The sequence below is a fragment of the Pantoea sp. DY-5 genome, assembly GCF_019795955.1.
GTDB classification, from domain to species: domain Bacteria; phylum Pseudomonadota; class Gammaproteobacteria; order Enterobacterales; family Enterobacteriaceae; genus Pantoea; species Pantoea leporis.
In genome coordinates, this window is record NZ_JAIMIE010000006.1 from 260135 (window position 1) to 283882 (window position 23748).

Annotated in this window: 28 protein-coding genes; 16 read left to right on the forward strand and 12 right to left on the reverse strand. The window is 54.1% G+C overall.

The window, feature by feature from the left end; all coding sequences use genetic code 11:
• Nucleotides 1–11 precede the first annotated feature (11 nt).
• Nucleotides 12–707: a response regulator transcription factor gene (locus K5Y30_RS19720; protein WP_222183334.1), complete on the forward strand. Its 696-nt coding sequence runs from the start codon at nt 12–14 to the stop codon at nt 705–707.
• Nucleotides 708–716: 9 nt separating this feature from the next.
• Here K5Y30_RS19720 and K5Y30_RS19725 read toward each other — a convergent pair whose 3' ends face one another.
• Nucleotides 717–1655 (reverse strand): MurR/RpiR family transcriptional regulator, encoded by a 939-nt coding sequence (locus K5Y30_RS19725; protein WP_137387377.1) that lies wholly within the window; start codon nt 1653–1655, stop codon nt 717–719.
• Between the two features lie 288 nt (nt 1656–1943).
• Between K5Y30_RS19725 and K5Y30_RS19730 the strand changes: the two genes are divergently transcribed.
• From K5Y30_RS19730 to K5Y30_RS19790, 13 genes are all read left to right on the forward strand, one after another.
• Entirely contained in the window at nt 1944–2252 is a 309-nt protein-coding gene (locus K5Y30_RS19730; protein WP_176972515.1) for a PTS sugar transporter subunit IIB, read from the forward strand.
• Nucleotides 2253–2311: 59 nt separating this feature from the next.
• Nucleotides 2312–2653, forward strand: coding sequence for a PTS lactose/cellobiose transporter subunit IIA (locus K5Y30_RS19735; protein ID WP_222183333.1), 342 nt, complete (start codon nt 2312–2314; stop codon nt 2651–2653).
• Nucleotides 2646–3959 (forward strand): 6-phospho-beta-glucosidase, encoded by a 1314-nt coding sequence (locus tag K5Y30_RS19740; RefSeq protein ID WP_222183332.1) that lies wholly within the window; start codon nt 2646–2648, stop codon nt 3957–3959. The genes K5Y30_RS19735 and K5Y30_RS19740 overlap by 8 nt, the downstream gene beginning before the upstream one ends.
• A 31-nt stretch (nt 3960–3990) precedes the next feature.
• Nucleotides 3991–5343: a PTS cellobiose transporter subunit IIC gene (gene celB, locus K5Y30_RS19745; protein WP_137387379.1), complete on the forward strand. Its 1353-nt coding sequence runs from the start codon at nt 3991–3993 to the stop codon at nt 5341–5343.
• A 441-nt stretch (nt 5344–5784) separates the two neighbouring features.
• Nucleotides 5785–6045: a biofilm/acid-resistance regulator YmgB/AriR gene (locus K5Y30_RS19750; protein ID WP_101761515.1), complete on the forward strand. Its 261-nt coding sequence runs from the start codon at nt 5785–5787 to the stop codon at nt 6043–6045.
• Between the two features lie 158 nt (nt 6046–6203).
• Complete coding sequence (locus K5Y30_RS19755; RefSeq protein WP_101761514.1) at nt 6204–6545, forward strand: hypothetical protein; 342 nt, start codon at nt 6204–6206, stop codon at nt 6543–6545.
• Between the two features lie 210 nt (nt 6546–6755).
• Nucleotides 6756–7220, forward strand: a complete 465-nt coding sequence (locus K5Y30_RS19760) for a nucleoside deaminase (RefSeq protein WP_222183331.1) — start codon at nt 6756–6758, stop codon at nt 7218–7220.
• A gap of 213 nt (nt 7221–7433) precedes the next feature.
• Nucleotides 7434–8144 (forward strand): FadR/GntR family transcriptional regulator, encoded by a 711-nt coding sequence (locus K5Y30_RS19765; protein ID WP_222183329.1) that lies wholly within the window; start codon nt 7434–7436, stop codon nt 8142–8144.
• On the forward strand, nt 8131–9297 hold the full coding sequence (locus K5Y30_RS19770; RefSeq protein WP_222213007.1) for a PLP-dependent transferase: 1167 nt from the start codon (nt 8131–8133) through the stop codon (nt 9295–9297). The genes K5Y30_RS19765 and K5Y30_RS19770 overlap by 14 nt, the downstream gene beginning before the upstream one ends.
• A gap of 20 nt (nt 9298–9317) precedes the next feature.
• Nucleotides 9318–10589, forward strand: coding sequence for a sugar ABC transporter substrate-binding protein (locus K5Y30_RS19775; protein ID WP_222183326.1), 1272 nt, complete (start codon nt 9318–9320; stop codon nt 10587–10589).
• A 24-nt stretch (nt 10590–10613) separates the two neighbouring features.
• Nucleotides 10614–11534, forward strand: a complete 921-nt coding sequence (locus K5Y30_RS19780) for a carbohydrate ABC transporter permease (RefSeq protein WP_222213009.1) — start codon at nt 10614–10616, stop codon at nt 11532–11534.
• Nucleotides 11535–11543: 9 nt separating this feature from the next.
• Nucleotides 11544–12368 carry a carbohydrate ABC transporter permease gene (locus K5Y30_RS19785; protein ID WP_222213011.1) on the forward strand — a complete coding sequence of 275 codons (825 nt, stop codon included), beginning with the start codon at nt 11544–11546 and terminating at the stop codon, nt 12366–12368.
• Nucleotides 12369–12371: 3 nt separating this feature from the next.
• Nucleotides 12372–13439, forward strand: a complete 1068-nt coding sequence (locus K5Y30_RS19790) for an ABC transporter ATP-binding protein (RefSeq protein WP_222213013.1) — start codon at nt 12372–12374, stop codon at nt 13437–13439.
• Between the two features lie 41 nt (nt 13440–13480).
• Here K5Y30_RS19790 and K5Y30_RS19795 read toward each other — a convergent pair whose 3' ends face one another.
• Together K5Y30_RS19795 and K5Y30_RS19800 are read right to left on the reverse strand one after the other, a co-directional pair.
• A complete protein-coding gene (locus K5Y30_RS19795; protein ID WP_101761506.1) occupies nt 13481–13702 on the reverse strand; it encodes a hypothetical protein in 222 nt (73 codons plus the stop codon).
• A gap of 256 nt (nt 13703–13958) precedes the next feature.
• Nucleotides 13959–14135, reverse strand: a complete 177-nt coding sequence (locus K5Y30_RS19800) for a hypothetical protein (protein WP_158238597.1) — start codon at nt 14133–14135, stop codon at nt 13959–13961.
• Nucleotides 14136–14533: 398 nt separating this feature from the next.
• Between K5Y30_RS19800 and K5Y30_RS19805 the strand changes: the two genes are divergently transcribed.
• Complete coding sequence (locus K5Y30_RS19805) at nt 14534–14806, forward strand: hypothetical protein (RefSeq protein WP_222213016.1); 273 nt, start codon at nt 14534–14536, stop codon at nt 14804–14806.
• Here the strand turns inward: K5Y30_RS19805 and K5Y30_RS19810 are convergent, their stop codons facing one another.
• Nucleotides 14807–15013 (reverse strand): hypothetical protein, encoded by a 207-nt coding sequence (locus tag K5Y30_RS19810; protein WP_192234868.1) that lies wholly within the window; start codon nt 15011–15013, stop codon nt 14807–14809.
• Between the two features lie 81 nt (nt 15014–15094).
• Nucleotides 15095–15577 (reverse strand): MarR family winged helix-turn-helix transcriptional regulator, encoded by a 483-nt coding sequence (locus K5Y30_RS19815; protein ID WP_101761502.1) that lies wholly within the window; start codon nt 15575–15577, stop codon nt 15095–15097.
• A gap of 184 nt (nt 15578–15761) precedes the next feature.
• Here K5Y30_RS19815 and K5Y30_RS19820 point away from each other — a divergent pair, with 184 nt between their 5' ends.
• Complete coding sequence (locus K5Y30_RS19820) at nt 15762–16337, forward strand: NTP transferase domain-containing protein (RefSeq protein WP_222213019.1); 576 nt, start codon at nt 15762–15764, stop codon at nt 16335–16337.
• Here the strand turns inward: K5Y30_RS19820 and K5Y30_RS19825 are convergent.
• The 7 genes from K5Y30_RS19825 to K5Y30_RS19855 all read right to left on the reverse strand — a co-directional run bounded on the left by K5Y30_RS19825 (nt 16324) and on the right by K5Y30_RS19855 (nt 23700).
• Nucleotides 16324–17247 carry an XdhC family protein gene (locus tag K5Y30_RS19825; protein WP_222213021.1) on the reverse strand — a complete coding sequence of 308 codons (924 nt, stop codon included), beginning with the start codon at nt 17245–17247 and terminating at the stop codon, nt 16324–16326. The genes K5Y30_RS19820 and K5Y30_RS19825 overlap by 14 nt on opposite strands.
• Nucleotides 17248–17264: 17 nt before the next feature.
• On the reverse strand, nt 17265–19463 hold the full coding sequence (paoC, locus tag K5Y30_RS19830; RefSeq protein WP_222213023.1) for an aldehyde oxidoreductase molybdenum-binding subunit PaoC: 2199 nt from the start codon (nt 19461–19463) through the stop codon (nt 17265–17267).
• 3 nt (nt 19464–19466) lie between these two features.
• A complete protein-coding gene (locus K5Y30_RS19835) occupies nt 19467–20417 on the reverse strand; it encodes a xanthine dehydrogenase family protein subunit M (protein WP_222213025.1) in 951 nt (316 codons plus the stop codon).
• The gene (paoA, locus tag K5Y30_RS19840; RefSeq protein ID WP_222213028.1) at nt 20414–20962 is read right to left on the reverse strand and encodes an aldehyde dehydrogenase iron-sulfur subunit PaoA; all 549 of its coding nucleotides are present in this window, start codon (nt 20960–20962) and stop codon (nt 20414–20416) included. Before paoA ends, K5Y30_RS19835 begins: the two co-directional genes overlap by 4 nt.
• A 196-nt stretch (nt 20963–21158) precedes the next feature.
• Complete coding sequence (locus K5Y30_RS19845) at nt 21159–22424, reverse strand: type II toxin-antitoxin system HipA family toxin (RefSeq protein ID WP_222213029.1); 1266 nt, start codon at nt 22422–22424, stop codon at nt 21159–21161.
• Nucleotides 22414–22734 (reverse strand): helix-turn-helix domain-containing protein, encoded by a 321-nt coding sequence (locus K5Y30_RS19850; protein ID WP_176972443.1) that lies wholly within the window; start codon nt 22732–22734, stop codon nt 22414–22416. The genes K5Y30_RS19845 and K5Y30_RS19850 overlap by 11 nt, the downstream gene beginning before the upstream one ends.
• 48 nt (nt 22735–22782) lie before the next feature.
• Nucleotides 22783–23700 (reverse strand): LysR family transcriptional regulator, encoded by a 918-nt coding sequence (locus K5Y30_RS19855; RefSeq protein ID WP_222213031.1) that lies wholly within the window; start codon nt 23698–23700, stop codon nt 22783–22785.
• Nucleotides 23701–23748: the final 48 nt, after the last annotated feature.

Genomic DNA, 23748 nt, shown 5'->3' on the forward strand with positions numbered 1-23748 from the left:
CGAGGTGGCAGATGGCCGTGTTTCACGCGAACAAAATTAAGGTGGTGATGCTGGATGATCATCCCATGATGCGCCTCTCATTCGAAGTTGCTGCCACACGTGAACCCGATATCAACATGCTGGCGACATTTGGCACCAGCAAAGCGCTGTTGGCCTGGCTTGGGCAGAACAGTGCCGACGTATTGGTGCTGGATTACATTCTGGGTAACGACCAGTTAGATGGCTTATCGCTAATTAAACACATCCGGATGCATCATCCGCAGTTGAAAATTTTGCTCTCAACGTCGATGGAAAGTGTTGCGGTAATTCGTGCGGCTCTGCATCTGGGCATTAAAGGCTACATCACTAAACGTGAAGAGACCCCGGCTTACTTTGCGGCAATCCGTAATATTGCTGCTGGCAAGCGCTCGCTGCCGGATGACATCGCCAGCCAGCTAAGCCAATTGCCAGGCCGTAAGCGGGATCGTCCTATTTTGCAGGAAGATTCGAACGAGGTTTCGCGTGTTTCACAGCTGAGTAAATTGCTCACGGCGCGTGAAGCGGAAGTGATTCGCTGTTTTATTGATGGCATGCAAGTGTTCGAAATCGCTGCAAAACTAAATCGCAGCCGCAAAACCATCAGCGCTCATAAGCAGACCGGCATGAAAAAACTCGGCATCGCGTCGGATTTGGAGCTGTTTAAATATCGTGGCGATCTGTTTCAGTAACCGCTGTGCTTAAAGCGCCGCTTCCAGCCGATCCAGCGCAAACAAAATGCCGTAACGGCGCGCGTGTTGCGCTTCCGGCAGCGGCAGCCAAATATCGGCCTGATTGGCGAGATCTAATGTCTTCGCACAAAGCGCAATCACCGGCGTTTTTTGAATGTGCGCATGGTGTACTGCGCTAAGCACGTGGCTGTTAACCGTATCAGGCGCGAGAATCAGCAACAGATCGTCCGGTTGCAAACGGCTCAGCGTCATGCTCAGCAGGTTATCATCCTGAATCCACGCGCTGGCCAGTCCGGCGTTTTGCAGGCGCTGATGGACGTCCGCCACCAGCGTAGTTTGCAGCCCCGATGCGCCAATCAGCAGTACGCTTCGGGCTTTACGCAACATCTCTGCGGCACGTTGCCAGGTCGCCGCTTCCGCTTGACCATATTGCTGGGTTAACGCTTGAGTAATAGCCTCAATCGGCGCAATCGCGTGAGGGGGTTGTCTCTGTGGCGCGCGCGCCAGCCGCATACGCAAATCGCGGATATCCTCGCAACCCAGCGAACGCGCAAAGCGGGTGATGGTGGCGGCGCTGACTTCTGCGCGGCCGGCAAGTTGCTCGATGGTGGCGGAAGCGGCAAAAGCAGTGTCGCTGAGAATCGCTTCGGCAACGCGTTTCTCCTGCTGACTCAGCGACGATTGCCGCTGGCGGATGACATCGATAAATTCAACATCCTGCTGCTGACCGGCTTTCCGCACCTGATGGAGAAAATCATCGAGATCCTGACAGCCCGCCGAGGTGGCAAAGCGTCTTAGCACATCCGGACTCACACCAGCCTGTGTAGCCAGACTCTCCATGGTGACGTGTACATTGGCGTGCAGGTTCGCCAGAATAAAACGCGCCAGCCTCGATTCCTGCGCATCCGCGCGCTCCGACTGCTGTCGTAATTGCCAGACAATATCCATTAGCTCATCACATCCTCAGTAGCGAAGGTCCATCATGCATGAAATTATTTTTCATGTTGAGTTTTTTTTCATCTCATCGCGGGGTGTTAGCGCCGTTTGTTGGGCTTTTTACTGTTAAATTACGGTTAAGATCACACTCATGAAAAATATTTTCATGACGATTTTAATCGTATCCATCTGACTTGTATCAATAAATTATCTGTCCATCAGAAAATCCTCTGCCCGCAACCACTTTACAGCGTCTCTGAGACAGGTCTTAAATGACCGGGACAAATCACAGGAGAAGAAATTATGCGCATCGTACTTTGCTGTGCTGCAGGCATGTCTACCAGCATGCTGGTGAGCAAAATGCAGCACGCCGCTGCAGGTCGCGGTCTGGAGATCGACATCAAAGCCGTGCCGGTGGCGGAATTCGAACGCATCCTGCCGGATGCCGATGTGGTTCTGCTCGGCCCGCAAGTGCAGTTCGAAGCGGCCCGTCTTACCGCCATTGCCGCGCCGCAGGGCAAATCTGTCGCCGTCATCGACATGATGGATTACGGCATGATGCGTGGCGAACAGGTGCTCGATAAAGCGCTGGCATTACACGCCTCCTAAACGTCCTTTTTAACCCATCCGAATGACATTACACGGCTTTGTGCTGTGGGGGATTCTGCATGTCTGAAATCGTGGCTATCGAGTTTGAAGAGGAAATCATGCTGCTGCTGGTGCAGGCCGGCGCAGCCCGCAGTGCGGCCATCAGCGCGCTGCGACTGGCGCGTGAAGGGCGCTTTGACGAGGCGCAGCAACAGCTGGCGGCGGCAGGTGAAAGCATCAGCGCTGCACACCAGCAGCAAACCGCGCTGATCGGTCTGGATGAAGGCAGCGGCAAGTTGCCGGTCACGCTGATTCTGGTGCACGCCCAGGATCATCTGATGAACGCCATGCTGATTCAGGATCTGGCTGGCGAAATCATTGAACTCTACCGCCGCACTGCGGCAGGAGGCACAGATGCTTAAGATCGCAATTATTGGTGGTGGCAGCAGTTATTCACCGGAGCTGGTGGAAGGGATCATCAATCGCTATGCGCAGCTGCCGGTGACGGAACTGGCGCTGGTGGATATCGAGCAAGGGCGTGAAAAGGTTAATATCATCTCCGATCTTACTCGCCGCATGCTGCAGCAAAACGGGCTGGAGCAGGTAAAAGTCAGCGTGCATTTTGAGCTGGATGAGGCGATTCGCGGCGCGCGGTTTGTTCTGACGCAGCTGCGTGTGGGACTGTTGGCCGCGCGCGCGGCGGATGAGCGCCTCGGGCTGAAATATGGTCGGCTCGGCCAGGAAACCACCGGTGTTGGCGGCTTTGCCAAAGCGCTGCGCACCATTCCGGTGATGCTCAAGGTAGCGCGCAAAGTCGAGGAGCTAGCACCGGACGCCTTTATCATCAACTTCACCAATCCAGCGGGGATTGTGACGGAAGCGGTGTCGCGCTACAGCAAGGCGAAAATTATCGGCTTGTGTAACGTGCCGGTGAATATGCATCACATGATTGCCGGCATGCTCGACGCGCCCTGGGATGACGTGCAGCTGCGCTTCGCCGGGCTCAATCATCTGGTGTGGGTGCATCAGGTGACGTGCCGGGGCGAGGATGTGACCGCGCAGGTGATCGAGCAACTGTGCGACGGCCAATCGCTCACCATGAACAACATCAAAGATATGCCGTGGTCGCCGCAGTTCCTGCGCGCGCTCAAAGCGATTCCGTGCCCGTATCACCGTTATTACTGGCAAACGCCGCAGATGCTGGCCGAAGAGCAGGAGAAAGCGCAAAACGGTCATGAAGGCACGCGCGCGGAGCAGGTGATGAAAGTGGAAGCGGAACTGTTCGCGCTGTATGCCGACCCGCATCTGGCGCACAAACCTGAGCAGCTGAGTTTCCGTGGCGGCGCGTATTACTCCGAAGTGGCGGTTGAGCTGATTAGTGCGATTCACAATAACAGCGGCAAAAATCTGGTGGTGAACTGTCGCAACAATGGCGCGATTCATGGCCTGCCGGATGACGCGGTGGTGGAGGTGAACTGTCTGGTTGATGCGCAAGGCGCGCATCCGCTGGCGTTTGGTGAGTTGCCGCCGCTGATGAATGGCCTGACGCAGCAGATCAAAGCGTTTGAACGCCTGACTATCGAGGCCGCGGTGCGTGGCGATCGTGAGCAAGCGCTGCTGGCGCTGCTCGGCAATCCGTTAGTCGGTGATGTCGCGACCGCCGAAGCTTTGCTTGACGAAGTGCTGACCCTAAACAAGCCGTGGCTGCCGCAGTTCGCCACGCCATAATCCGTTGCGCCACTGAGCCAGAGGAACACCTATGTCTAACCGTACTTTTATAGATCGTTATGTCTTGCCCGTCGCACTGAAAATCGCCGGTCAGAAGCATGTGCTCTCCGTGCGCGACGGCATCATTCTCAACATGCCGTTTATGCTGATTGGCAGCTTCTTCCTGATCTTTGCCTATCTGCCGATTCCGGCGTGGGGCCATTTAATGGCGGATCTGTTTGGCGAGACGTGGCGCAACAAACTGCTTTATCCGGTGCGCGCGACCTACGACATCATGGCGCTGATCTCCAGCTTCGGCATCGCTTACCGCCTGGCGGAGAAGTATCGCACGCTTGATCCGCTCACCAGCGGCGCGATGGCGTTAGTGGCATTTGTGATGACCATTCCGCAGCAGACGCTGTTTGCCCCGGTGGAGGGCGCGCCGACGCAGTTGGTCACCGGCGTGTTGCCGATTTCACTGATTGGCAGCCAGGGTTTGTTCGTGGCTATCGTGGTTGCGCTGCTCTCGACCGAGATTTACCGCTTTGTGCACAACCGTAATCTGGTGATCAAGATGCCGGAGGGCGTGCCGCCTGCGGTGGCAAAATCCTTCCTCGCGCTGGTGCCCGGTTTTTGCGTGCTGGCGGTGGTGTTGGTAATTCGTCTGGCGGTGGAAGCATCGCCGTTCGGCGATATCAATAACCTGATTGCTACTGTAATTGGTTTGCCGATGCATCACGTGGGCGGCACCTTGCCTGGCATGATCTTCTCGGTACTGCTGATAGGGATTCTCTGGACGCTTGGACTGCACGGCGACGCGATTGTGCTGGTGTTTATTCAGCCGGTTTGGCTGTCGAACATGAGTGAAAATCTTGAGGCGTTTCAGCACAACCAACCGATTCCGCACATCTTTACCCAGCAGTTTTACGATTTGTGGATTGCGCCAGGCGGCACCGGCGCGCTACTGGGATTGGTGATCTTTATGCTGATTCGTTCACGCAGCCGCCAGATGAAGCAGCTCGGTAAAATTGCCGCACCGGCGGCGCTGTTTAACATCAGTGAGCCATTAGTGTTCGGCATTCCGCTGGTGATGAACCCGTATCTGTTCCTGCCCTTCATTCTGACGCCGGTGGTGTTGGTGATTGTGTCGTGGGCGGCGATGAGCACCGGTTTGGTGGCACCGCCGGCCGGGATTGCGCTGCCGTTTACCACACCGATTTTCGTCAGCGGCTATTTGGCTACCGGCGGACATATTTCCGGCACCGTTTTGCAGGTGGTGAATTTGACGATTTCGCTGGTGATTTACTATCCGTTCTTCCGCGTCTGGGATCGTCTGAAATTCCGCGAGGAAGAGGCCAGCCTGCAGCAAGCAAAAGTGGTGAGCGGCGAAGCGGTAACGCCTTGAACACCGGGCAGAAGCGCATCAATGTGCGCTTCTGTAATCTGTAAACCGATAAACAACAATGCGCATTAATCACCTAACAGGACTAATTTACAATTCTCTTTGGACTCTAACTATCACTCAACTGACTGTTATCGCTGATTTTATTTCAATTGCTTAAAATAACAGCGGTTTTATTAAAAGAAACTTCTGTACTCTTATTACGTGTTTGTATATTTTTGTGATCAAGTGGTGACATAACTTCTTTCACCCCGAAACCCACGCTACTCAATGTAAACGTCAGCAGGCTCTCTTGATAGACATTTTCTCTAAAATTAACAATATTCCCCTTTTATTAAATTCAATCAGCTTAACGAGATCATTTGCGATCTCATTTTTCAGACTATTCCATTAATTTTTTATTACTCCATAAAGTGCTGGCACTAACGTCGCCAGGGGAAACGCATGCAAAAAATGAATATCAGTACCGATTTTATCGCCTATTTCAATTGTGGTTCTGTAAAACTGAAATCTGAGGCCGAAATATTGGGTTCAATTATCACCGCTATCATAAAAGATAAAAAAACCGTTACCAATAAGAGCATTATTGCCTATCTGCTGGCAGAGCTTGAGAGCACCAATGATGTGATTTTCCAGGATTGCCTGCGGAATACGCTGCAAATCGTGGTAGGAAAGACGCCGGATGATGACGGCTTTTTCAGTTAAGATAATCTCCCATAATTAAGAACGTGGGTTTTAAACCGATTCATTTTTAAAAGTTCAGGATTTATCTGACAGTATCAGGCCATGAGAATGGCGTTATAATTACTGGCCCGACCAGAATAATCTGGCACACAGATAAATCCAACAATAAGTGATATTTTATGAATTACAGCAATTTTTCAGCAAAAGTGAGTTTCTGGCCCAATATGCATTTCACCGCAATTGAAATTGTACAGTGCGGCGATCTCTACGAAATATATGCGACGGACATTTCCCGTCTCGCTAAAAGTAAGCTTTTTGTCGGGCGCACCCATGATAAAAATCTGGCGGATTCCTACGCGAAACAGTTCGAAGAGTGGTTACCTAAAGTTAATCGTGAAATGAAACTGCGTGACATTGCGCCGTTAACAGGAAATATGCCGTCGCAGGTTTTTTGTAGAAAACGGGATCTTGAAATTTTGCCGAGCCAGGCAGAATTTTTGCGTAACCCTCATCAATGGTAGTCCTCAGTAATAAGTCTTAAAAATGCGAGCTTGCGATTAAGATTATTACTCTTCTAAAGGCGGTGCTGCCCATCACCGCCATCAGAAATAAACTTTTACTCATTCAACGGTTAAATCGTATACGTTTAGCCTGCTCATCGCTTTCGCATTATACAAAACTGAACCAGGCTCAACATGTCATGGTTAATTATGTATACAAGCGAGGAACGAATGGATTTTGTACAACGCACGATTGATTTAGCAATGAAAAACGTTGAAGAGGGCGGTCGCCCATTTGCAACAGTCATTGTTCGCGATGGCAAGGTAATCGCTGAGCGCGCAAACCAGGTCGCACAGACAAATGATCCCACGGCTCACGCTGAAATACTGGCCATCCGCGAAGCCTGCCGTGAATCAGGCAGCGAAAACCTCACTGACTGCGACATTTACATTCTCGCCAGCCCTTGTCCAATGTGTCTGGGGGCACTCTATTATTGCAGTCCAAAGCAGGTGATATACATCACCAAACGCGAAGAGTATTCGACATATTACCGTGACGATCGTAAATACTTCGAACTGGACACCTTTTACACTGAATACAGTAAGCCGATTGAGCAACGCCGGTTGCCGATGACATATCAGCCTCGTCCGCAAGCGCTCGACGTCTATAAACGCTGGCAGGTTTTAAATAAATAAAAGCGTGTTAGTTGCTCGCGGCTAAATCCCTTTCAAGTTGTTCAGCACTCTTGCCACGTACCCATCTGGTGCAAATCTCCCGATTTGCACCAGCAAAACTCATAACGTCCACTTATTACCCCGCCCAAAATTCATCTAATTCAGCGTATTAATAAACTGGCACGCGCGTTGCTATTCGATTGGTAGAGATGTTGGACCAATTAAGGCCATGCGATGCAGATACCGGTTGAACTTCATCCTATTACCACGCCGCGTAGCGATACGCTGATCCTCGATGCGCTAACACGTTATATGGCGCAGTCGGGTGCGCAGCCCGGCAGTCGCTTGCCGCCGGAACGGGTGTTGGCGGAGAAGCTTGGCGTCAGCCGCAATACGGTGCGTGAAGCACTCAAACGCTGGGAAGCGCTAGGCATTATTCTGCGTAAAAAGGGCAGCGGTACTTTTTTGCAGGCGGAAGTGGGCGTTAACGACAGCTTCTTATCGCTGCGCTTTAAAAACGACTCGGCCAACATGCTGCACGCGCTGGAAGTGCGTCGCATCATCGAATCGGAATCCTGCGTGTTGGCGGCTCAACGCGCCACGCCTGACGATCTGATCGAAATCGAGCAACGTCTTAATGAGATGGAGAAAGTGCATCTGGCGATTGGTTCTGCCGGTGCGGAAGACTGGGCGTTTCACGCCAGCATCTATCGCGCTGCGGGGAATCCATTGCTGCTGCAAATGCTCAACGGCATCTATGACTCATTTCATGCATTTTTCGAATCACCGCCGGAACAGGCGCTGTTTTCGGACTCTTTCCCGCTGCACCGTGAACTCTTCGACGCTATCCGCCAGCGCGATTGCGCGGCGGCGCGAGCCATCTGCCATCAAATTCTCGATATCACCGAACGCGACATGAAGGATGTAATTAATGCCAAACGATAAGTCGATTCCGCAACAAACGCTGCTCACCCACGATCAACGCCATGAAATGGGCGCGGTCACCACGCCGATTTACCAGTCTTCGCTGTTTACCTTCAGCGATTACGACAGCATGATCGCGCGCTTTCGTGGCGAGAGCGATCAGCCACTCTATTCGCGCGTCGATAACCCGACGGTAAAAGCGCTGCAGGACAAGATGGCGGCGCTGGAGGGCGGCGAAGCCTGTCTGGCTTTTGGCAGCGGCATGGCGGCGATCAGCAATGCGATTCTCAGCGTGGTGGCACCGGGTAAAAAAGTGGTATGCGTTAATCACGTTTATCCCGATACCTATCGCTTTCTGCGCGGCTTCTGCCAGCGCTTTGGCATCGTTACCGAGTTTGTCGATGGTGATGACGAAGCTGCAATTCGTGCGGCCTTATCGGATGCCAGCCTGCTGTATCTGGAAAGTCCCTCAAGCTGGGTGATGAGCGAACAGAATCTGAATCAGCTCGGCGCGATGGCGCGCGAAGCGGGCGTGGTCAGCATGATCGATAACAGCTGGGCATCACCGATTTTCCAGCAGCCGCTGCTGTGCGGCATCGATATCGTGGTGCACTCGGCGTCGAAATATATCAGCGGCCACAGCGATGTGGTGGCTGGTCTGGTGATCGCCGGCCAGCAGCACATCAACAATATCACCCGTCATATAAGTCCTTATCTCGGCGGCAAACTCTCGGCGCATGAAGCGTCACTGCTGATGCGCGGCCTGCGCACGCTGCCGCTGCGCATGAAACAACATCACCAGAGCGCGCTGACCATTGCCGAAAAACTGGCGGAGCATCCGCTGGTGACGGACGTCTGCCATCCGGGGCTGAAACCGCAGTCGTGGTCCACCTTGCGCGGCTACAGCGGTCTGTTTGCCTTTGAAGTGGCGGAGCAGGTGGATATTCCGCAGTTCTGCAACGCGCTGGAGCTATTCCACATGGGCGTGAGCTGGGGCGGATTTGAGAGTCTGGTGATGCCGGCAATTTCGGTGATCAATCAGGCCAGTGAATTTAACTCGGCGGTGGATTTCGGCGTCTCGCCACGCTTGATCCGCATCTCAGTCGGCCTCGAAGAGACCAACGATTTATGGGCCGATTTGCAGCAAGCCCTTGCCAGCGCGAATCGCGCGTAATCACTCACTGGAGAAAAGTCATGACGCAACGTTTTGCCGTGAAAGCATTGGTGTTAGCCGTGGGTTTGAGTGCAGCGATGAGCAGCCTCGCCGCCAAGCTTACCGTAGTGGAAGTGATTACCAGCCCGCCGCGCACCGCGCTGCTGCAAAAAATGCTCGATGAGTATAAAACCCAGCATCCCGGCACGGAGATTGAACTGATTTCACTGCCGTGGGGCCAGGCGTTTGAAAAGCTCGGCACCATGCTGCAGAGCGGTCAGGTGCCGGATGTGGTGGAAATGCCGGATACCTGGCAAGGATTGTATGCCAGTAACAATATGCTGGAAGACCTCGAGCCGCGCCTGAAAAGCTGGGATGCCACGCCACAGCTCACCGATAAAACGCTGGCCATGGCGCGCGCCGCCAACGGCAAAGCCACCATGGTGCCGTACGGCTTTTATCTGCGCGCGCTGTTCTGGAATAAAAAGCTGTTCCAGCAGGCAGGATTAAGCGAACCGCCCAAAACCATGGAGGAATTCGCCAGCGATGCCCAGCGCATCAGCAAATTGGGGAATGGCATCAGCGGCTACTGCATGCGCGGTGGCGTGGGCGGCACCAACGCCTGGATGATGTTTATGGCGGCGATGAACGGTTCACCGGAGTTCTTCGATAAACAAGGTAACAGCACGCTGACCGAGCCGGGTGCGATGAAAGGCGCGCAGCTGCTGGTGGATATGTATCAAAAGGGCGGCGCCTCGAAAGACAGCGTTAACTGGGGCTTCAATGAGATCGTTTCGGGCTTCTATTCAGGTAAATGCGCAATGCTCGATCAGGATCCCGACGCGCTGATCGCGATTAAAAACAGCATGGCGGCCGATGATTTCGCTGTGGCTCCGATGCCGGTTGGCCCGTCAGGCAAAGCCTTCCCGACTATTGGCTATACCGGCTGGTCGATGTTCAAGCAGGGTAAACAGAAGGATCTCGCCTGGCCGCTGATTACCTTCCTCAGTGACAAAACCAACAACCTCGCATGGTCAAAATTCGTCGGCACGCTGCCGATTTACAAAGGCGCCGAGCAGGATCCGTTCTACCAAACGCCGCAGTTCGCCGGCTGGTTCAAAGAGCTGAACGATCCTAACTATGTGCCGCTAACCATGCCAACCCATCTCAAAGGCTGGGGCTATTTCAACTCGGTGATTGTGAAAGAGAGCAGCCAGGAAACCTTGCTGGGTGAGAACGATACCGAAAGCATGGTGAAAGATTGGGCGAACTATCTCAGCAAAGAGCAGAAAGCCTGGCTTGCTACGCAGTAACCTTTAACCACGCGGAGTGTGATTATGATGCTTGATGCTTCTCTGCCCAACAGTCCGGCGCGCCGCCGCCTCCGCTGGAGTCGGCTGGCTGAGCCGTGGTGGTATCTCTCGCCTGGCCTGTTGCTGATCGCTTTGTTCATCTTTGTGCCGATGGCGATCGGCATCTCCTATGCGTTTCAGAGCATTAACCTGCTGAATCCGCTGGAGACCGGTTGGGTCGGCTGGGATAACTTCAGCGAGATGTTTGATGACCGGCGCTTTTTCAAAGCGCTGGGCCACACGCTGAACTGGACGCTTAGCTCGTTGCTGCTGCAGTTCTTTTTCGGTTTGGCGCTGGCGCTGCTGCTCAATCGTGAATTCCGTTTTCGCCGTTGGGTGCAGGCGCTGGTGTTCTTGCCGTGGGCGGTTCCGGCGTTTCTCTCTGGCTTGACCTGGTCATGGTTGTTCAATCCGGTAGTCGGGCCGCTGCCGCAGTGGCTGAGCGATTTGGGAATGCTGAGTGAGCCGTACAACATCCTGTCCGATCCGCAGCTGGCAATGTGGGGACCGGTGATCGCCAACGTCTGGTTTGGTATTCCGTTCTTTGCCATCACGTTGCTGGCGGCGCTGCAGTCGATTCCCAAAGACCTGTACGAAGCGGCCTCGATTGACGGTGCCAGCGGCTGGCAGCAGTTTCGTCGCGTCACGCTGCCGTTTCTGGCACCGATGATCGCCATCACTGTGATGCTGCGCACTATCTGGATCGCCAATTTTGCCGATCTCATTGTGGTGATGACCGATGGCGGCCCGGCGGGATCGACCTCGATTCTCTCCAGCTACATTTTCACCACCGCCTATCGCAAGCTCGACTTTGGCTATGCCTCAGCGATGGCGGTGTTTCTGTTACTGCTGATGACCTGTTATGCGCTGGTGTTGCTGCGCATCCGTCATCAGCTGCTGAAATAGGAGGCGACGATGCGACTCTTACCGCTGATTGGCCATCGCCTGAGTATTGCGGCGTATCTGCTGTTCGCGCTGTTTCCACTGTATTGGATCATCAAAATCTCGCTGACGCCGGACCAACTGCTGTTTAGTCAGGGCGTTACGCTGCTGCCGAGCGGCGTGACCTTTGGTCATTTCAAAAAAGTGCTGACCGACAGTGATTTCCCGACCTTTTTTACCAACAGCCTGATTGTCTCCTTTAGCACCGCGTTTCTCACCACGCTGATTGCCGCAGCGGCCGGCTATGCCTTTTCGCGCTTTCAGTTTCGCGGCAAAGTGCTGATCGCCGGGCTGCTGCTGTTCACGCAGATGTTCCCGCTGGTGATGATCATCGCGCCGATTTACAAGGTGATGGCGCCGCTGGGCCTGACCAACAGTTTGCTAGGGCTGATTCTGATCTACACCGCGTTCAACGTGCCGTTTGCCACCTTCCTGATGCAATCCTTCTTCGATGCGATTCCGAAAGATCTGGAGGAGTCGGCGATGCTGGAAGGCTGCACGCGTTTTCAGGCGCTGTATCGCGTGCTGATGCCGCTGACCTTGCCGGGCATGGCGGCCACATTGGGCTTTGTGTTTACCGCAGCGTGGAGCGAGCTGCTGTTCTCGCTGATGCTGATCAACAAAAACGAAGTGATGACCTTCCCGGTTGGGCTGCTCAGCTTCGTGTCGAAGTTTGCCGTTTCCTGGGGCGAGATGATGGCGGCGGTGGTGCTGGCGCTGATCCCGGCCTGTCTGTTCTTCGCCTTTATTCAACGCTATTTGGTTCAGGGACTCACCGCCGGTGCGGTTAAGGGGTAAATCATGGCTGAAATCACGCTCAAACAGATCGACAAGCGCTATGGCAACGTTGAGGTGCTGCGCGATATTAACCTCACCATCAAAGACGGCGAATTCGTGGTGCTGGTGGGACCTTCCGGCTGTGGCAAATCGACGCTGCTGCGCACCATCGCCGGACTGGAGCTGGCGACCGGCGGCGATATCCGTATCGGCAACCAGCTGATGAACGATGTGGCACCCAAAGATCGCGATATCTCGATGGTGTTTCAAAGTTACGCACTCTATCCGCATCTAACGGTGGCGCGCAATATGGGCTTCAGCCTGGAAATTCAGAAGCGTCCGCGCGCGGAAATTGAAGAGAAGGTGAGACGCGCGGCGGAAATTCTCAGCCTGACGCATCTGCTCGATCGTCGACCCAAAGAGTTATCTGGCGGTCAGCGCCAGCGTGTGGCTATGGGACGCGCCATCGTGCGTCAGCCGCAGGTGTTTCTGTTTGATGAACCGCTGTCGAACCTGGATGCGCAGTTGCGCGGTCAGATGCGCGTCGAAATCAAAAAGCTGCATCAGCAGATGAACAACACCATTGTGTACGTGACGCACGATCAGGTTGAAGCCATGACGCTGGCGGATCGCATTGTGGTGCTCAACAACGGCGTGATTCAGCAGGTTGGTACGCCGCTTGAGCTGTATGACACACCGGCGAACAAGTTTGTCGCCAGCTTTATTGGCTCGCCATCAATGAACTTCATCAATGGCATGATGACCGCGCAGGGCGTGCGTATTGGCGATAGCGCACAGCTGCCGCTCAATACGCATTGGTCGCAGCATCAGGTTGGGCGAGCGGTGATTTACGGTATTCGCCCCGAAAACGTGGCGATTGCTGAAGCGGGCGCGATGAACGCGCTGCCGTTAGAAGTGTCGCTGGTGGAGCCGACCGGATTATCCGAGCTGATTCATGGATCGCTGCAGGGGCATGACATCATGCTGTTCACCACACAACGTTCTGGTACGCAGGCGGGGGATATTCTGCCGGTGACCATTGATGCGGATCGCGCGATGCTGTTCGATGCCGATTCGCAAAAGCGTATATAACGCGTTTTACAGCTGCCTGTTTGCACAGGCAGCTCCGGGAATTACTTAGATTGCTGCTGTTTGCTGTCCGCTTCTTTCTGCTTTTTGTTCGCCATATGGTGACCAACCGCACAACCCGCTGCCGCGCCAGCAACGCCGTGATGCGCTACGTGGCCCGCCACGCCGCCGACCACCGCACCTTTAATGCAGCCTTTCGCTTCAACCTGAGAAGTGACCGACAGCAGCACGCCCGCAGTTAATACAATCAGAGAAAATTTACGCACTGGATTTATTCCTTATAAAGTTAATAGCGTGCAAATACACGCTTCCAGTGTAGTAAGTGGAATAAATCCTACCGTTATAAACTGTAAACAAAGATATTTTAGCGCAATACCCTCATGCTGTTTCAGTGAACGCTTTTTAATCGGCTTGTTTAACGTTATTAATCATTGATAAAAGTCACAGACTAATGGAATGCGCTGGCGAGTGTTTATCACGCCTGTAGAAGAGAGAGCAGCCTCCTTGCTGCCCGCATTATCGTTAACGTTTCAGTCTGGCCCAATCGACAAACTGGCCATCCTTCATCACCGCCGCTTTTTCCGGAAAATAGTGATAGAAAATAACGGTCAATCCATCGCCTTGCATAACACGCGCAGAGTCGGTGGTGGCTATCTCCGCCATCATCTTGCCGTCGCAGGTGACTTCATGATTCTTCACATTAAAAGTGAATTTTCTGAACTGATAGATTTTCAATTTCGCTGCATCCTAACCGATAACAGCAAGGCAAAGTGAGGTGAGAAAAGCAGGGTTTGCGGCTTTCATACTATTTATTTCCCGTGGTGATTTTTCGCCATGAAAACGTACGCGAGACCACTAAGACTTTTCTTATCTTTAATCAAGCTGGGTGAGCTTGTTTTTATCGGGGAATGTCATCGCGCCGAGGCGATCATTTTTTATGCGACAGGACTTGATGATAGCGGTGCTGAATTAGATTGGATTTTACAAAACAATTGTTTTCTCTTAACCTGACTGACGCACGTTGATTTTCTCAAGATAACAACGCCATTGGTTAATAACTCTTAAGCTTGAGTAAATATGACTACACAGAGAATTAAATGACCAGCAGTTACGATGAACAGATGAAGGACCGATTGATCGGTGAGGCGCTGCTTGCTCTTTTAGAAGACCAGGTTGCGGTATCCTCTGCGGCGCTGATAGCCAAACTCGAAGAGATGGCGGAAACAGAAGAGGAAAACTACAGGCGTGTTGCCTGCCAACGCGCACTGGCGGATGTCAGAAATCATAGCGACAGGACCAACACGCAACGCGACGGACAGGATTTCAGTGGTGCGAAGCATGCTTATATCCCGAATCAGAAAAAGCACTGATTACGACGCTAAACACTTTTCCGCAATCTTGCTCATCGCGTTGACATAATCCTGCTTGAGCTGAACGGGCGCGGCTTCTTCATGCTGCTTCAATAGCGCAGTAATGTGGTCAAGTTGCAAAGGTTGATCGGATTTAAGCAGGCATGACACGGCGTGACCAATGACAGCATGAATGTCATCCATATTTTCCGCTTTCTCGTCTGACATCACCTTCTCCTTAATCCCTTTGCTAATTAACATTTTTCAGCTTGCTCCAAAGCATTCATAGGAATGTATTATTTCGCGCCCTCAGGGCAGGGCATTGATCAGTTTCTGGCGCAGCGTGGTTACACGTGCAGTGAGATCGGCCAGTTCTTCATAAGGCGTATCCATCACTGACACCATGTCAGCCGGAACGCCGGCCGCCGCGATCTTTAATTCTTGTCCCTGCTCAGTGACGGAGATCAACACTCTGCGCTCATCGCCACCGACATCGCGTTTTCTACTGATAATGCCAGCCTGCTCCAGTCGCTTTAAAAGCTGGCTGAGCGTGCCTGAATCCAGCTGCACGCGCGCGCCCAATTCTGAAACGGTGACATGGTCTTTTTCCCACAGCGCCAGCAGCACCAGATACTGCGGATAGGTCAAACCCAGTGGTTTCAGTCGCGACTGATAAAGTTTGGTCATCGCAAGGGACGCGGAATAGAGCGCGAAGCAGAGAAACTGGTCGACAGTCACCGGCGCTTCACTCTCAGGACCTACACAGCAAACTTCATCGTTTAACTCTTTCATATCACCACTATTTTTAAGGCAGAGTTGCAGTCGTTGAGACTGAAAAACGTGAATATATTGACATAAATTAGATTGAAGTCAATCTAATTTGGATTGGCTATTTTTTTGTTAATATCTATTGTAAATCATAGGATTAGCTATAATTTCATTAACAATCGATGGTAACGCAAGGTTTAAAACTTCTATGGATTCAGCAACGCCCGGCATTCTCATCCTCGCGGCAGGTAAAGGTTCGCGTTATATCGCCAGCGGCGGCAGCGGCAATAAGTTGCTGGCCAGCATAAACGACGATGCGCCGACGGTAATTGAAACGGTGATTGAAAAGGCAAAGCTGAGTGGCTTGCCGGTGGCGCTGGTGACGCGTCCCGACTATCTGGCGATGCGTCAGCATGCAGTAAAGGCAGGCGTGCAGCTTGTGCTGTGTGAAAGTGGCGGCAGCGGCGAATCCATTGCAGCGGGTGTGGCGATGACCGCTCACTGGAACGGATGGATCATTACGCTGGGAGATATGCCGTGGCTAACGGTAGATCATTATCGGCAAGTAAAAGAGGCGTTAGAAAAGGGCGCGGCGCAGGTGCGTCTTACCTATAAAGGCAAACCCGGCCATCCGGTCGGGTTTGCTGGATGCTACGCTGAGGCGTTACGCAATTTGCAGGGCGATGAAGGTGCCAGAGCGCTGCTGGAACCGCGCTTACTGGTCACCTTTGAAGCGGATGCTGCTGTACAGCGCGATTTCGATGTGGTGGCTAAACCACGTTGAGCCGAGCCGCCGCGACATCCGCAACAATGGATAGCGCTAGCGTGCGCGCATCGCGCGCCTGGGCAAAGATGCCTATCGGCGCTTTGATACGCGCAATCTCTTCCTCACTAAACCCTAGCGACAGCAATTTCTTAATACGCGTTGCATGCGTGCGCCGACTTCCCAATGCTCCGATATAGAAGGGCGCAGAACGCAGCGCTGCCAGAAGCACCGGGAGTTCGCGTTCGAGATCGTGATACAGCAAAATCACCGCCGTGAAGGGATCAACGGCCTGCGCCTGCACATCCTCGCCAGAAAGCACCTCGTAACCAGCGGCCTGCGCAATCGACGCCGTCGCCAACGCTTCGACTGAACGTCCATATACCGCCACGCGTGTTTTTGGCAGATAGCCGGTGATGAAGGCATCCTCCTGCCAGCCGGTCATCTCAGTGCAAGCAGCGCTCGCCAGCCGCTGAAACGTCGGCAGATAGCGCAGCGCTGCGGGTTGACGCTTTGCCAGCAAATCCAGCACGTTTCTAAGCGGTTGCGCGTCACGTAGCTGATGGAAAGCCAGCGTGATGCCGCCGCCACAGGGCAGCACAATATCCAGATAAGGCGATCCTTCGCCATATCTCACAAAGCGATCTTTGCCAGTGGCGATAACTTGCAACGCTTCATAAGCCGCCGCCGCTTCCACGCAGCCGCCGGAAACATAGCCGCAATAGCGGCCATCTTCCCGCACCACCATCTGCGCACCCAATGCCCGCGCCGCGCCACCGCGAATCTCAACCAGCGTGACCAGCACGGCAGCGGAATCTGCCTCCATTGCTTCAAGCGCGAAGCGCAGGATGCTTTCACTGTCATCGGTCTGTAAAGCCTGCTGCGGCTTGATCTGCGGATGCAGATCGTCATCAATCAGTAGCTGCTGCAATGCGCTTCTCCTCAGCTTTAGACAAGGGCAGGCAAGCCTTTAAGTAACTTATCCAGCGTCACCGGATAGTCGCGCACGCGTACGCCGGTGGCGTTGTAAATGGCATTGACGATTGCCGCGCTGACGCCGCACAAGCCCAGTTCACCCACGCCTTTTGCTTTCATCGGTGAAGAGATGGGATCGGTGTCATCGAGGAAAATCACTTCCTGCTGTGGGATATCGGCGTGGACCGGCACTTCATAGCCCGCCATATCGTGGTTGACGAAGTAACCGAGGCGTTCATCGACGAACAGCTCCTCCATCAACGCGCCGCCAAGTCCCATCGTCATGGCACCAATCACCTGGCTACGCGCCGTTTTGGGATTGAGAATGCGTCCGGCGGCACAAACCGCCAGCATGCGCCGCACGCGCACTTCACCGGTGGCGATGTCCACGCCGACTTCAATGAAGTGTCCGGCAAAGGTGGATTGCTGATATTGCTCATCAAGATCGCCAAACTCGATGGTGTCTTCCACGGTGATGGTGGCTTCGGCGGCGGCCTGGGCGAGCGGCGCGCTCTGGTTTCCGTCATGCACCTGACCGTAGCTGAAGGTAGCGCGTTGCGCATCAAAGCCCAGTTTGCTGGCGACCGCTTCACGCAATTTCACGCAGGCGGCGTAAACGCCGGATGTTGAGGTGTTCGCGCCCCATTGGCCGCCGGAACCGGCAGAAATAGGGAAGTCTGAATCGCCTAAACGAACCGCCACACGCTCAATCGGCACGCCCATCATCTCCGCCGCCGTTTGCGCGAGGATGGTATAGCTGCCGGTGCCGATGTCGGTCATGTCGGTTTCAACGGTGATGATGCCTTTATTGTCGAGATGCACACGCGCACCGGAAGGCGCCACCATGTTGTTACGAAAACCGGCCGCAACACCCATGCCGACCAGCCAGCGTCCCTCTTTGACCATTGCCGGTTTGGCGTTGCGTCGTGACCAGCCAAAGCGCTCGGCGCCGGTATTCAGGCACTCAACCAGCTGGCGGCGTGAAAAAGGGCGCTCGGGTTTGGCCGGATCGACCTGCGTATCATTGAGGATGCGGAAGGCAATCGGATCAATGCCCACTTTTTCCGCTATTTCATCGATGGCAATTTCAAGCGCCATCAGTCCAGGCGCTTCACCCGGTGCGCGCATGGCGTTACCTTCGGGCAGATCCAGCGTCGCCAGTCGTAATCCGGTAAAGCGGTTAGCACCGGCGTACAGCAGTTCCGTTTGCTGCACGGCGGTTTCAGGTGTGCCTCCCGGCAGGTTCCCCGACCAGCTTTCATGCGCGATGGCCTGAATCTTGCCGGCTTTATCGGTGCCAATGCGAATGTGCTGAATGGTGGCCGGTCGATGTGTGGTGTTATTGGCGATCAATGGCCGAGGCAGCATCACTTTGACCGGACGCTTAACCGCGCGCGCACCCAGCGCAGCTAACACTGCATCGCTGCGCAGGAACAGCTTGCCGCCAAAGCCGCCGCCAATATAAGGCGACACGATGCGGATCTTCTCCATCGGCATGTTGAGCGTGGCGGCCAGATCGGTGCGGCACCAGTCGATCATCTGATTCGAGGTCCAGACAGTGAGTTTATCGCCTTGCCATGTCGCCATAGAGGCGTGCGGTTCCATGGCGGTGTGGCTTTGGTCCGGCGTGGTGTAGTGCGCATCCAGCTTGACGTCAGCTGCAGCAAACGCACCGGCGAAATCACCCACGGACTTATCTGGCGTATCTTCGGGCGCGGAGTTAACGCCCGGCTTTTGCTGCGCGAGATCATAAGCGCCGCGCTCACGCTGATAATCCACCTTCACTAAACTCGCCGCTGCACGCGCTTGCTCAAACGTCTCCGCCACGACCAGTGCGACGGCCTGGTGATAGTGTTCGATGGTGTCGCCCGCCAACAGGCGAGCGGTATTTTTATCGCCTTTGCCCAGTTTTCCCGCGTTTTTAGCCGTCACCACCGCTAACACGCCCGGCGCATTTTGCGCTGCCTGCACATCAATGGCGGTGATTTTTCCTTTGGCGATCGGCGCGCCGACCACATAGCCGTATGCCGCATCGGGCGCTTCGCGATGCCATTCGTAGGCGTAATGCGCCAGGCCGGAGGTTTTCAGCGGTCCGTCGATACGATTGAGTGGCTGACCGACCACTATGAGCTGATCAATCGGGTTGTTGCCTGCGGGTTTTTCGAATTTCATGCGTTATCCTCTCGCTTCTGCCAATACGGAAGCGAGCGTTCGCTGCGCCAGAATGATCTTGAACTCGTTTTCAGCGGTGGGTTGCGCCGTGGCGAACAGCCGATCGCTCACTGCCTGCGCGCCCTGAATCAGCGCATTATCCGCCTCTTCCAACCGCCACGGCTGATGTGCCACGCCACCGAGCGCCACGCGACCGGATTTATCCGGCTGAATGATGGCGGCAACAGAGACCAGCGCAAAAGCGTAGGACGCGCGGTCGCGCACCTTGCGGTAAATGTGTGTGCCGCCCAGCGGGGCCGGCAGTGAAACGGCCACAATCAGCTCGCCAGGAGTGAGCACGGTTTCCAGATGCGGCGTATTGCCAGGCGCACGATAAAATTCAGCAATCGGGATTTTGCGCTCTCGCCCATCCGGGCTGACCGTTTCGATAACCGCATCCAGCAAACGCATCGCCACCGCCATATCGCTCGGATGGGTGGCGATACAGGCCTGGCTGGTTCCGACCACCGCATGCTGGCGACTGAAGCCATCCAGCGCCGCGCAGCCGCTGCCGGGTAAACGTTTGTTGCACGGTTGGTTGGTGTCATAGAAATAGGGGCAACGCGTGCGCTGCAGCAGATTCCCAGCGGTTGTCGCCTGATTACGTAACTGGCCGGAAGCGCCAGCCACTAACGCGCGCGACAGCACGCCATAATCGCGGCGAATACGCGCATCGGCCGCCAGGTCGGTGTTACGCACCAACGCGCCAATGCGTAATCCGCCATCGGCTGTGGCCTCGATTTTGTCCAGCTCAAGCCCATTCACATCAATAAGATGCGCGGGCGTCTCAATCTCCAGCTTCATCAGATCGAGCAGATTGGTGCCGCCGGCGATGAATTTGGCATTGGTATGTTGCTGGGCGCTGGTAGCGGCTTCAGCCGGGGTTTTGACCCGCTGGTAAGTGAAGGCTTTCATGATTCCAGGCCCTCCGCGTACTCTTCAATCGCCGCAAGAATGTTGGAATAGGCACCGCAGCGGCAGATATTGCCACTCATGCGCTCACGAATTTCATCCGCAGTCACGTTGGGCGCGGAAACCAGATCGTGGGTGACGTGGCTCGGAATGCCCGCTTTGATCTCTTCCAGCACCGCCATCGATGAACATATTTGCCCAGGCGTGCAGTAGCCGCACTGGTAACCATCATGTTTGATGAACGCCGCCTGCAAGGGATGCAGCTCATCCGGATTTCCCAAACCTTCAATGGTGGTGATTTCTGCATCCTGCTGCATCACCGCTAAGGTCAGGCACGCGTTGATGCGACGTCCGTTGACCATCACCGTACAGGCACCACATTGGCCGTGATCGCAGCCTTTTTTGGTGCCGGTCAAATGCAGGTGTTCACGCAATGCATCCAGCAGCGTGGTGCGGGTATCAACGTTTAATTGCTGCTGTATACCGTTGACTTTGAAGCTGATCGGCACCTTTGACGGCAAAGGTGTTGTTAAGTGTTGGCTGCTCATGCCAAATCTCCAGTAAAAGGGTTAAATGTTGGGGTACAACTTATTTTTGTATGGTTTTAGAAGGGTAAGCATAGTCGGCATCTGCGAAAGCATTATCCGTAATCACTAAATGGGTTTATGAGCGGAAGTAATAAAAGCAGGTTAGGGCGGTGAATAGCCCGCGAAAACGGCGCTTCTCCAGGGCCGCAGCGGCTAACTATTTCGCCAGGTTTTTGATGTTTTCGTCAATGCGCGCCTGGAGAAAGCGCAGCGTTTCCGCAGTGATTTGCTCTGGGAACAAATCGGCCGCTTTGCGGGCAAAGCCAGACGCAACCGAACAGTAGTTATCGATGATAGCGCCTGCCTGCGCTGGCGTGAGATCGGTTTCCTGTTGTCCCAGCGCTAACAGGTGATCGCGTTTAATATCCAGCGCTTCACCCATCACATCCATCTGATGATAGCCACCCGGACCTTCGCAATAGGTGACGTCATAGGCCGGTGCCAGCTGCCATTGCCCGCTGGCGGACATGATCCAGGCAAAGTTTTTAGGGTGATCGTCTCGATTATTGAAAACAACATTGAAAACCACTCTTTCAAATGCGCGCGCTTTTTCCCTGACATCATTGGTGCAGAGTTGGGTGGCGCGCAGAAAATTGGTGCAATCCAGTGCGCCGGGTGATTGGTAGTTTGCGCCGGTAAACGCTGCCAGACTCTGCATGGGAATGCGCAACCCGTTTTGACGGTCAAAACGTCGTGAAGCGAAAGCCGCCTGACCGTTCGGCAAGGCAAAATAAGCGGTATCTGGCGTGCTGATGTTGCAGTCACGCAGGCACTGCGCATACGCAGCTTCAATGGCACACACCTCAGGATGTTCCTGCCGCGCCGGAAACTTTATCAACCAGGCTTCTAACTCTGCTGAGGCCGCGGTGGTGAAGCCCCCGCTGACGGGATCGCGATAGAGTAGGGCTTTAGGTCTTGCACCTTGCGGTGAGCCGCCCATCTGCAGCAATCGTTGCAGAAATTCTCCGCCTTCGCCGTCCAGCACCTGCTGGACTTCGGCCGAGAGCTGGTCCAGCGCAATGTTATCTGGCCGTTCATCAGCTTCCGGTTGCGACGGTTCAAACGACATCGCACCCATCGCGTTGTTGCCTATATAAGTTAACCGTTCTAACGGGCCGATGCGTGCGGCGTTAAGCCCGCGCTGGCGGAACAGGCGATCCATCAGCAACATACCCCAGCCATCGGGTAACGCATCATAGACCGGGCCGGGCAAACCCAACTGATGAGCAGGGAAGTCTCTGCGTAACCGGGGACCTTTCAGAGGCAAAGTAAAGGAGGCGAGTTCCAGACCGCGCCGAGCCGCCGCTTCACTGTACTCAAACATAATCACCGGACGGCCGGTTAGGGCGGTAGATGAGGCCAGCGTGCCCCAATGAAAGCGCTCACCCCAGCCGTCGTACCAGACATCGACTTTACTCACCATCTGCATTGCTCCTTTTCACCCGCTTGCGGCTGGCGTTTTTTTCGTAGCGCAGCAGGTCATCGAGACTATCGATTTGCGGGGCAAACAGCGCTTCCAGCTCGTTAACCCGGCCGAGCACCATCGCCACTTTCACCAGGTTTTCAAAGCCGACGTTACGACCCGCTTCCAGATTGGAAACTGTATTCACGCCAATTCCCGCCCTGGCCGCGACATCTGCCTGCGTCATCCGCTGTGCCAGACGCTCTTTACGTAAACGTCCACATAACAGCTTCACGATTTCTTCGGGTTTACTGAGAGTTAAATCCAGCATATTGTGGTTTATCGTCCAAAAATGACTTTAACACCCAATATTATAGAGTTAATCAATACGATCGGCGAGTTGTTGTTCCAGAAAGGCAATAAACGCTCTTACCTTTGCATTCAGCGCCGAACGCTCGTTGACGCAAGCATAAATATTCATCGGTGAAGCCACTACGTCGCTTTTCTCACCTTGATCTGAGTGGAATAAAGGTATTAGTTGACCACTCTCGAGCAACGGCTGAGCAATAAAACTCGCCAGCCGGGCAATGCCACCGCCGTTTTCGGCGATTTTCGCAATGATATCAATATCGTCGCTGATTAACTCTGGATTGAGCTTTGCGTTCACCGGCTGGCCATCGACCACAAACGTCCACGGAAGAAAGCGTCCATCGGTTGGATAGCGGAAAACCAAACAGGCGTGCTGGCTCAACTCTTCAGGCGTTTTAGGGATGCCCGCACGCGCCAGATAAGAGGGTGCCGCGCAGAAGATAAAGGGTAATGAGGCAATTTTGCGGGCGATCAATTGATCGTTCAGTTGCGCCTCAATACGAATACTGACGTCAACGCCTTCCAGGCGGTGGTCAACATTGCGATCGGTACTGATCAGTTCGATATCATTATCCGGGTAAGTTTGTTTAAAAGCGGGCATCAGTGGGGCAAGAACGTGCCTGCCAAAGGCCGCCGTGGTGGCAATGCAAAGTGGGCCCTGCGGTTTGGTTTCAATCGCTGCGGCCTGCGAGGCAAGGTCAATATCATGGGGAATATGTCGGACTTTTTCGAAATAGCGTTTACCGCTTTCGGTTAACGTCATGCTGCGGGTAGTGCGCGAAAGCAGACGCACACCCAAATGTGTCTCCAGACGCGCTACACTTTGGCTTACCGCTGCTGGACTCATTCCTTTCGCCCGCGCGGCGGCGGCAATGCTGCCGTTCTCAACTACGCGAATAAAAGTGTTGATCAACCCCAGTAAATCCATAGATCCCTCAATGCGTGATTCGTTACTGTTACTTAATAATGATTAAAG

What these genes read in the sequence shown, in the direction of transcription:
- K5Y30_RS19765 (WP_222183329.1), top strand. Translation starts at nt 7,434, where the DNA reads ATGCAGATACCGGTTGAACTTCATCCTATTACCACGCCGCGTAGCGAT.
- celB (WP_137387379.1), top strand. Translation starts at nt 3,991, where the DNA reads ATGTCTAACCGTACTTTTATAGATCGTTATGTCTTGCCCGTCGCACTG.
- K5Y30_RS19770 (WP_222213007.1), top strand. Translation starts at nt 8,131, where the DNA reads ATGCCAAACGATAAGTCGATTCCGCAACAAACGCTGCTCACCCACGAT.
- K5Y30_RS19820 (WP_222213019.1), top strand. Translation starts at nt 15,762, where the DNA reads ATGGATTCAGCAACGCCCGGCATTCTCATCCTCGCGGCAGGTAAAGGT.
- K5Y30_RS19855 (WP_222213031.1), bottom strand. Translation starts at nt 23,700, where the DNA reads ATGGATTTACTGGGGTTGATCAACACTTTTATTCGCGTAGTTGAGAAC.
- paoC (WP_222213023.1), bottom strand. Translation starts at nt 19,463, where the DNA reads ATGAAATTCGAAAAACCCGCAGGCAACAACCCGATTGATCAGCTCATA.
- K5Y30_RS19805 (WP_222213016.1), top strand. Translation starts at nt 14,534, where the DNA reads ATGACCAGCAGTTACGATGAACAGATGAAGGACCGATTGATCGGTGAG.
- paoA (WP_222213028.1), bottom strand. Translation starts at nt 20,962, where the DNA reads ATGAGCAGCCAACACTTAACAACACCTTTGCCGTCAAAGGTGCCGATC.
- K5Y30_RS19750 (WP_101761515.1), top strand. Translation starts at nt 5,785, where the DNA reads ATGCAAAAAATGAATATCAGTACCGATTTTATCGCCTATTTCAATTGT.
- K5Y30_RS19790 (WP_222213013.1), top strand. Translation starts at nt 12,372, where the DNA reads ATGGCTGAAATCACGCTCAAACAGATCGACAAGCGCTATGGCAACGTT.
- K5Y30_RS19760 (WP_222183331.1), top strand. Translation starts at nt 6,756, where the DNA reads ATGGATTTTGTACAACGCACGATTGATTTAGCAATGAAAAACGTTGAA.
- K5Y30_RS19850 (WP_176972443.1), bottom strand. Translation starts at nt 22,734, where the DNA reads ATGCTGGATTTAACTCTCAGTAAACCCGAAGAAATCGTGAAGCTGTTA.
- K5Y30_RS19835 (WP_222213025.1), bottom strand. Translation starts at nt 20,417, where the DNA reads ATGAAAGCCTTCACTTACCAGCGGGTCAAAACCCCGGCTGAAGCCGCT.
- K5Y30_RS19735 (WP_222183333.1), top strand. Translation starts at nt 2,312, where the DNA reads ATGTCTGAAATCGTGGCTATCGAGTTTGAAGAGGAAATCATGCTGCTG.
- K5Y30_RS19845 (WP_222213029.1), bottom strand. Translation starts at nt 22,424, where the DNA reads ATGGTGAGTAAAGTCGATGTCTGGTACGACGGCTGGGGTGAGCGCTTT.
- K5Y30_RS19785 (WP_222213011.1), top strand. Translation starts at nt 11,544, where the DNA reads ATGCGACTCTTACCGCTGATTGGCCATCGCCTGAGTATTGCGGCGTAT.
- K5Y30_RS19775 (WP_222183326.1), top strand. Translation starts at nt 9,318, where the DNA reads ATGACGCAACGTTTTGCCGTGAAAGCATTGGTGTTAGCCGTGGGTTTG.
- K5Y30_RS19810 (WP_192234868.1), bottom strand. Translation starts at nt 15,013, where the DNA reads ATGTCAGACGAGAAAGCGGAAAATATGGATGACATTCATGCTGTCATT.
- K5Y30_RS19755 (WP_101761514.1), top strand. Translation starts at nt 6,204, where the DNA reads ATGAATTACAGCAATTTTTCAGCAAAAGTGAGTTTCTGGCCCAATATG.
- K5Y30_RS19720 (WP_222183334.1), top strand. Translation starts at nt 12, where the DNA reads ATGGCCGTGTTTCACGCGAACAAAATTAAGGTGGTGATGCTGGATGAT.
- K5Y30_RS19725 (WP_137387377.1), bottom strand. Translation starts at nt 1,655, where the DNA reads ATGGATATTGTCTGGCAATTACGACAGCAGTCGGAGCGCGCGGATGCG.
- K5Y30_RS19780 (WP_222213009.1), top strand. Translation starts at nt 10,614, where the DNA reads ATGATGCTTGATGCTTCTCTGCCCAACAGTCCGGCGCGCCGCCGCCTC.
- K5Y30_RS19740 (WP_222183332.1), top strand. Translation starts at nt 2,646, where the DNA reads ATGCTTAAGATCGCAATTATTGGTGGTGGCAGCAGTTATTCACCGGAG.
- K5Y30_RS19815 (WP_101761502.1), bottom strand. Translation starts at nt 15,577, where the DNA reads ATGAAAGAGTTAAACGATGAAGTTTGCTGTGTAGGTCCTGAGAGTGAA.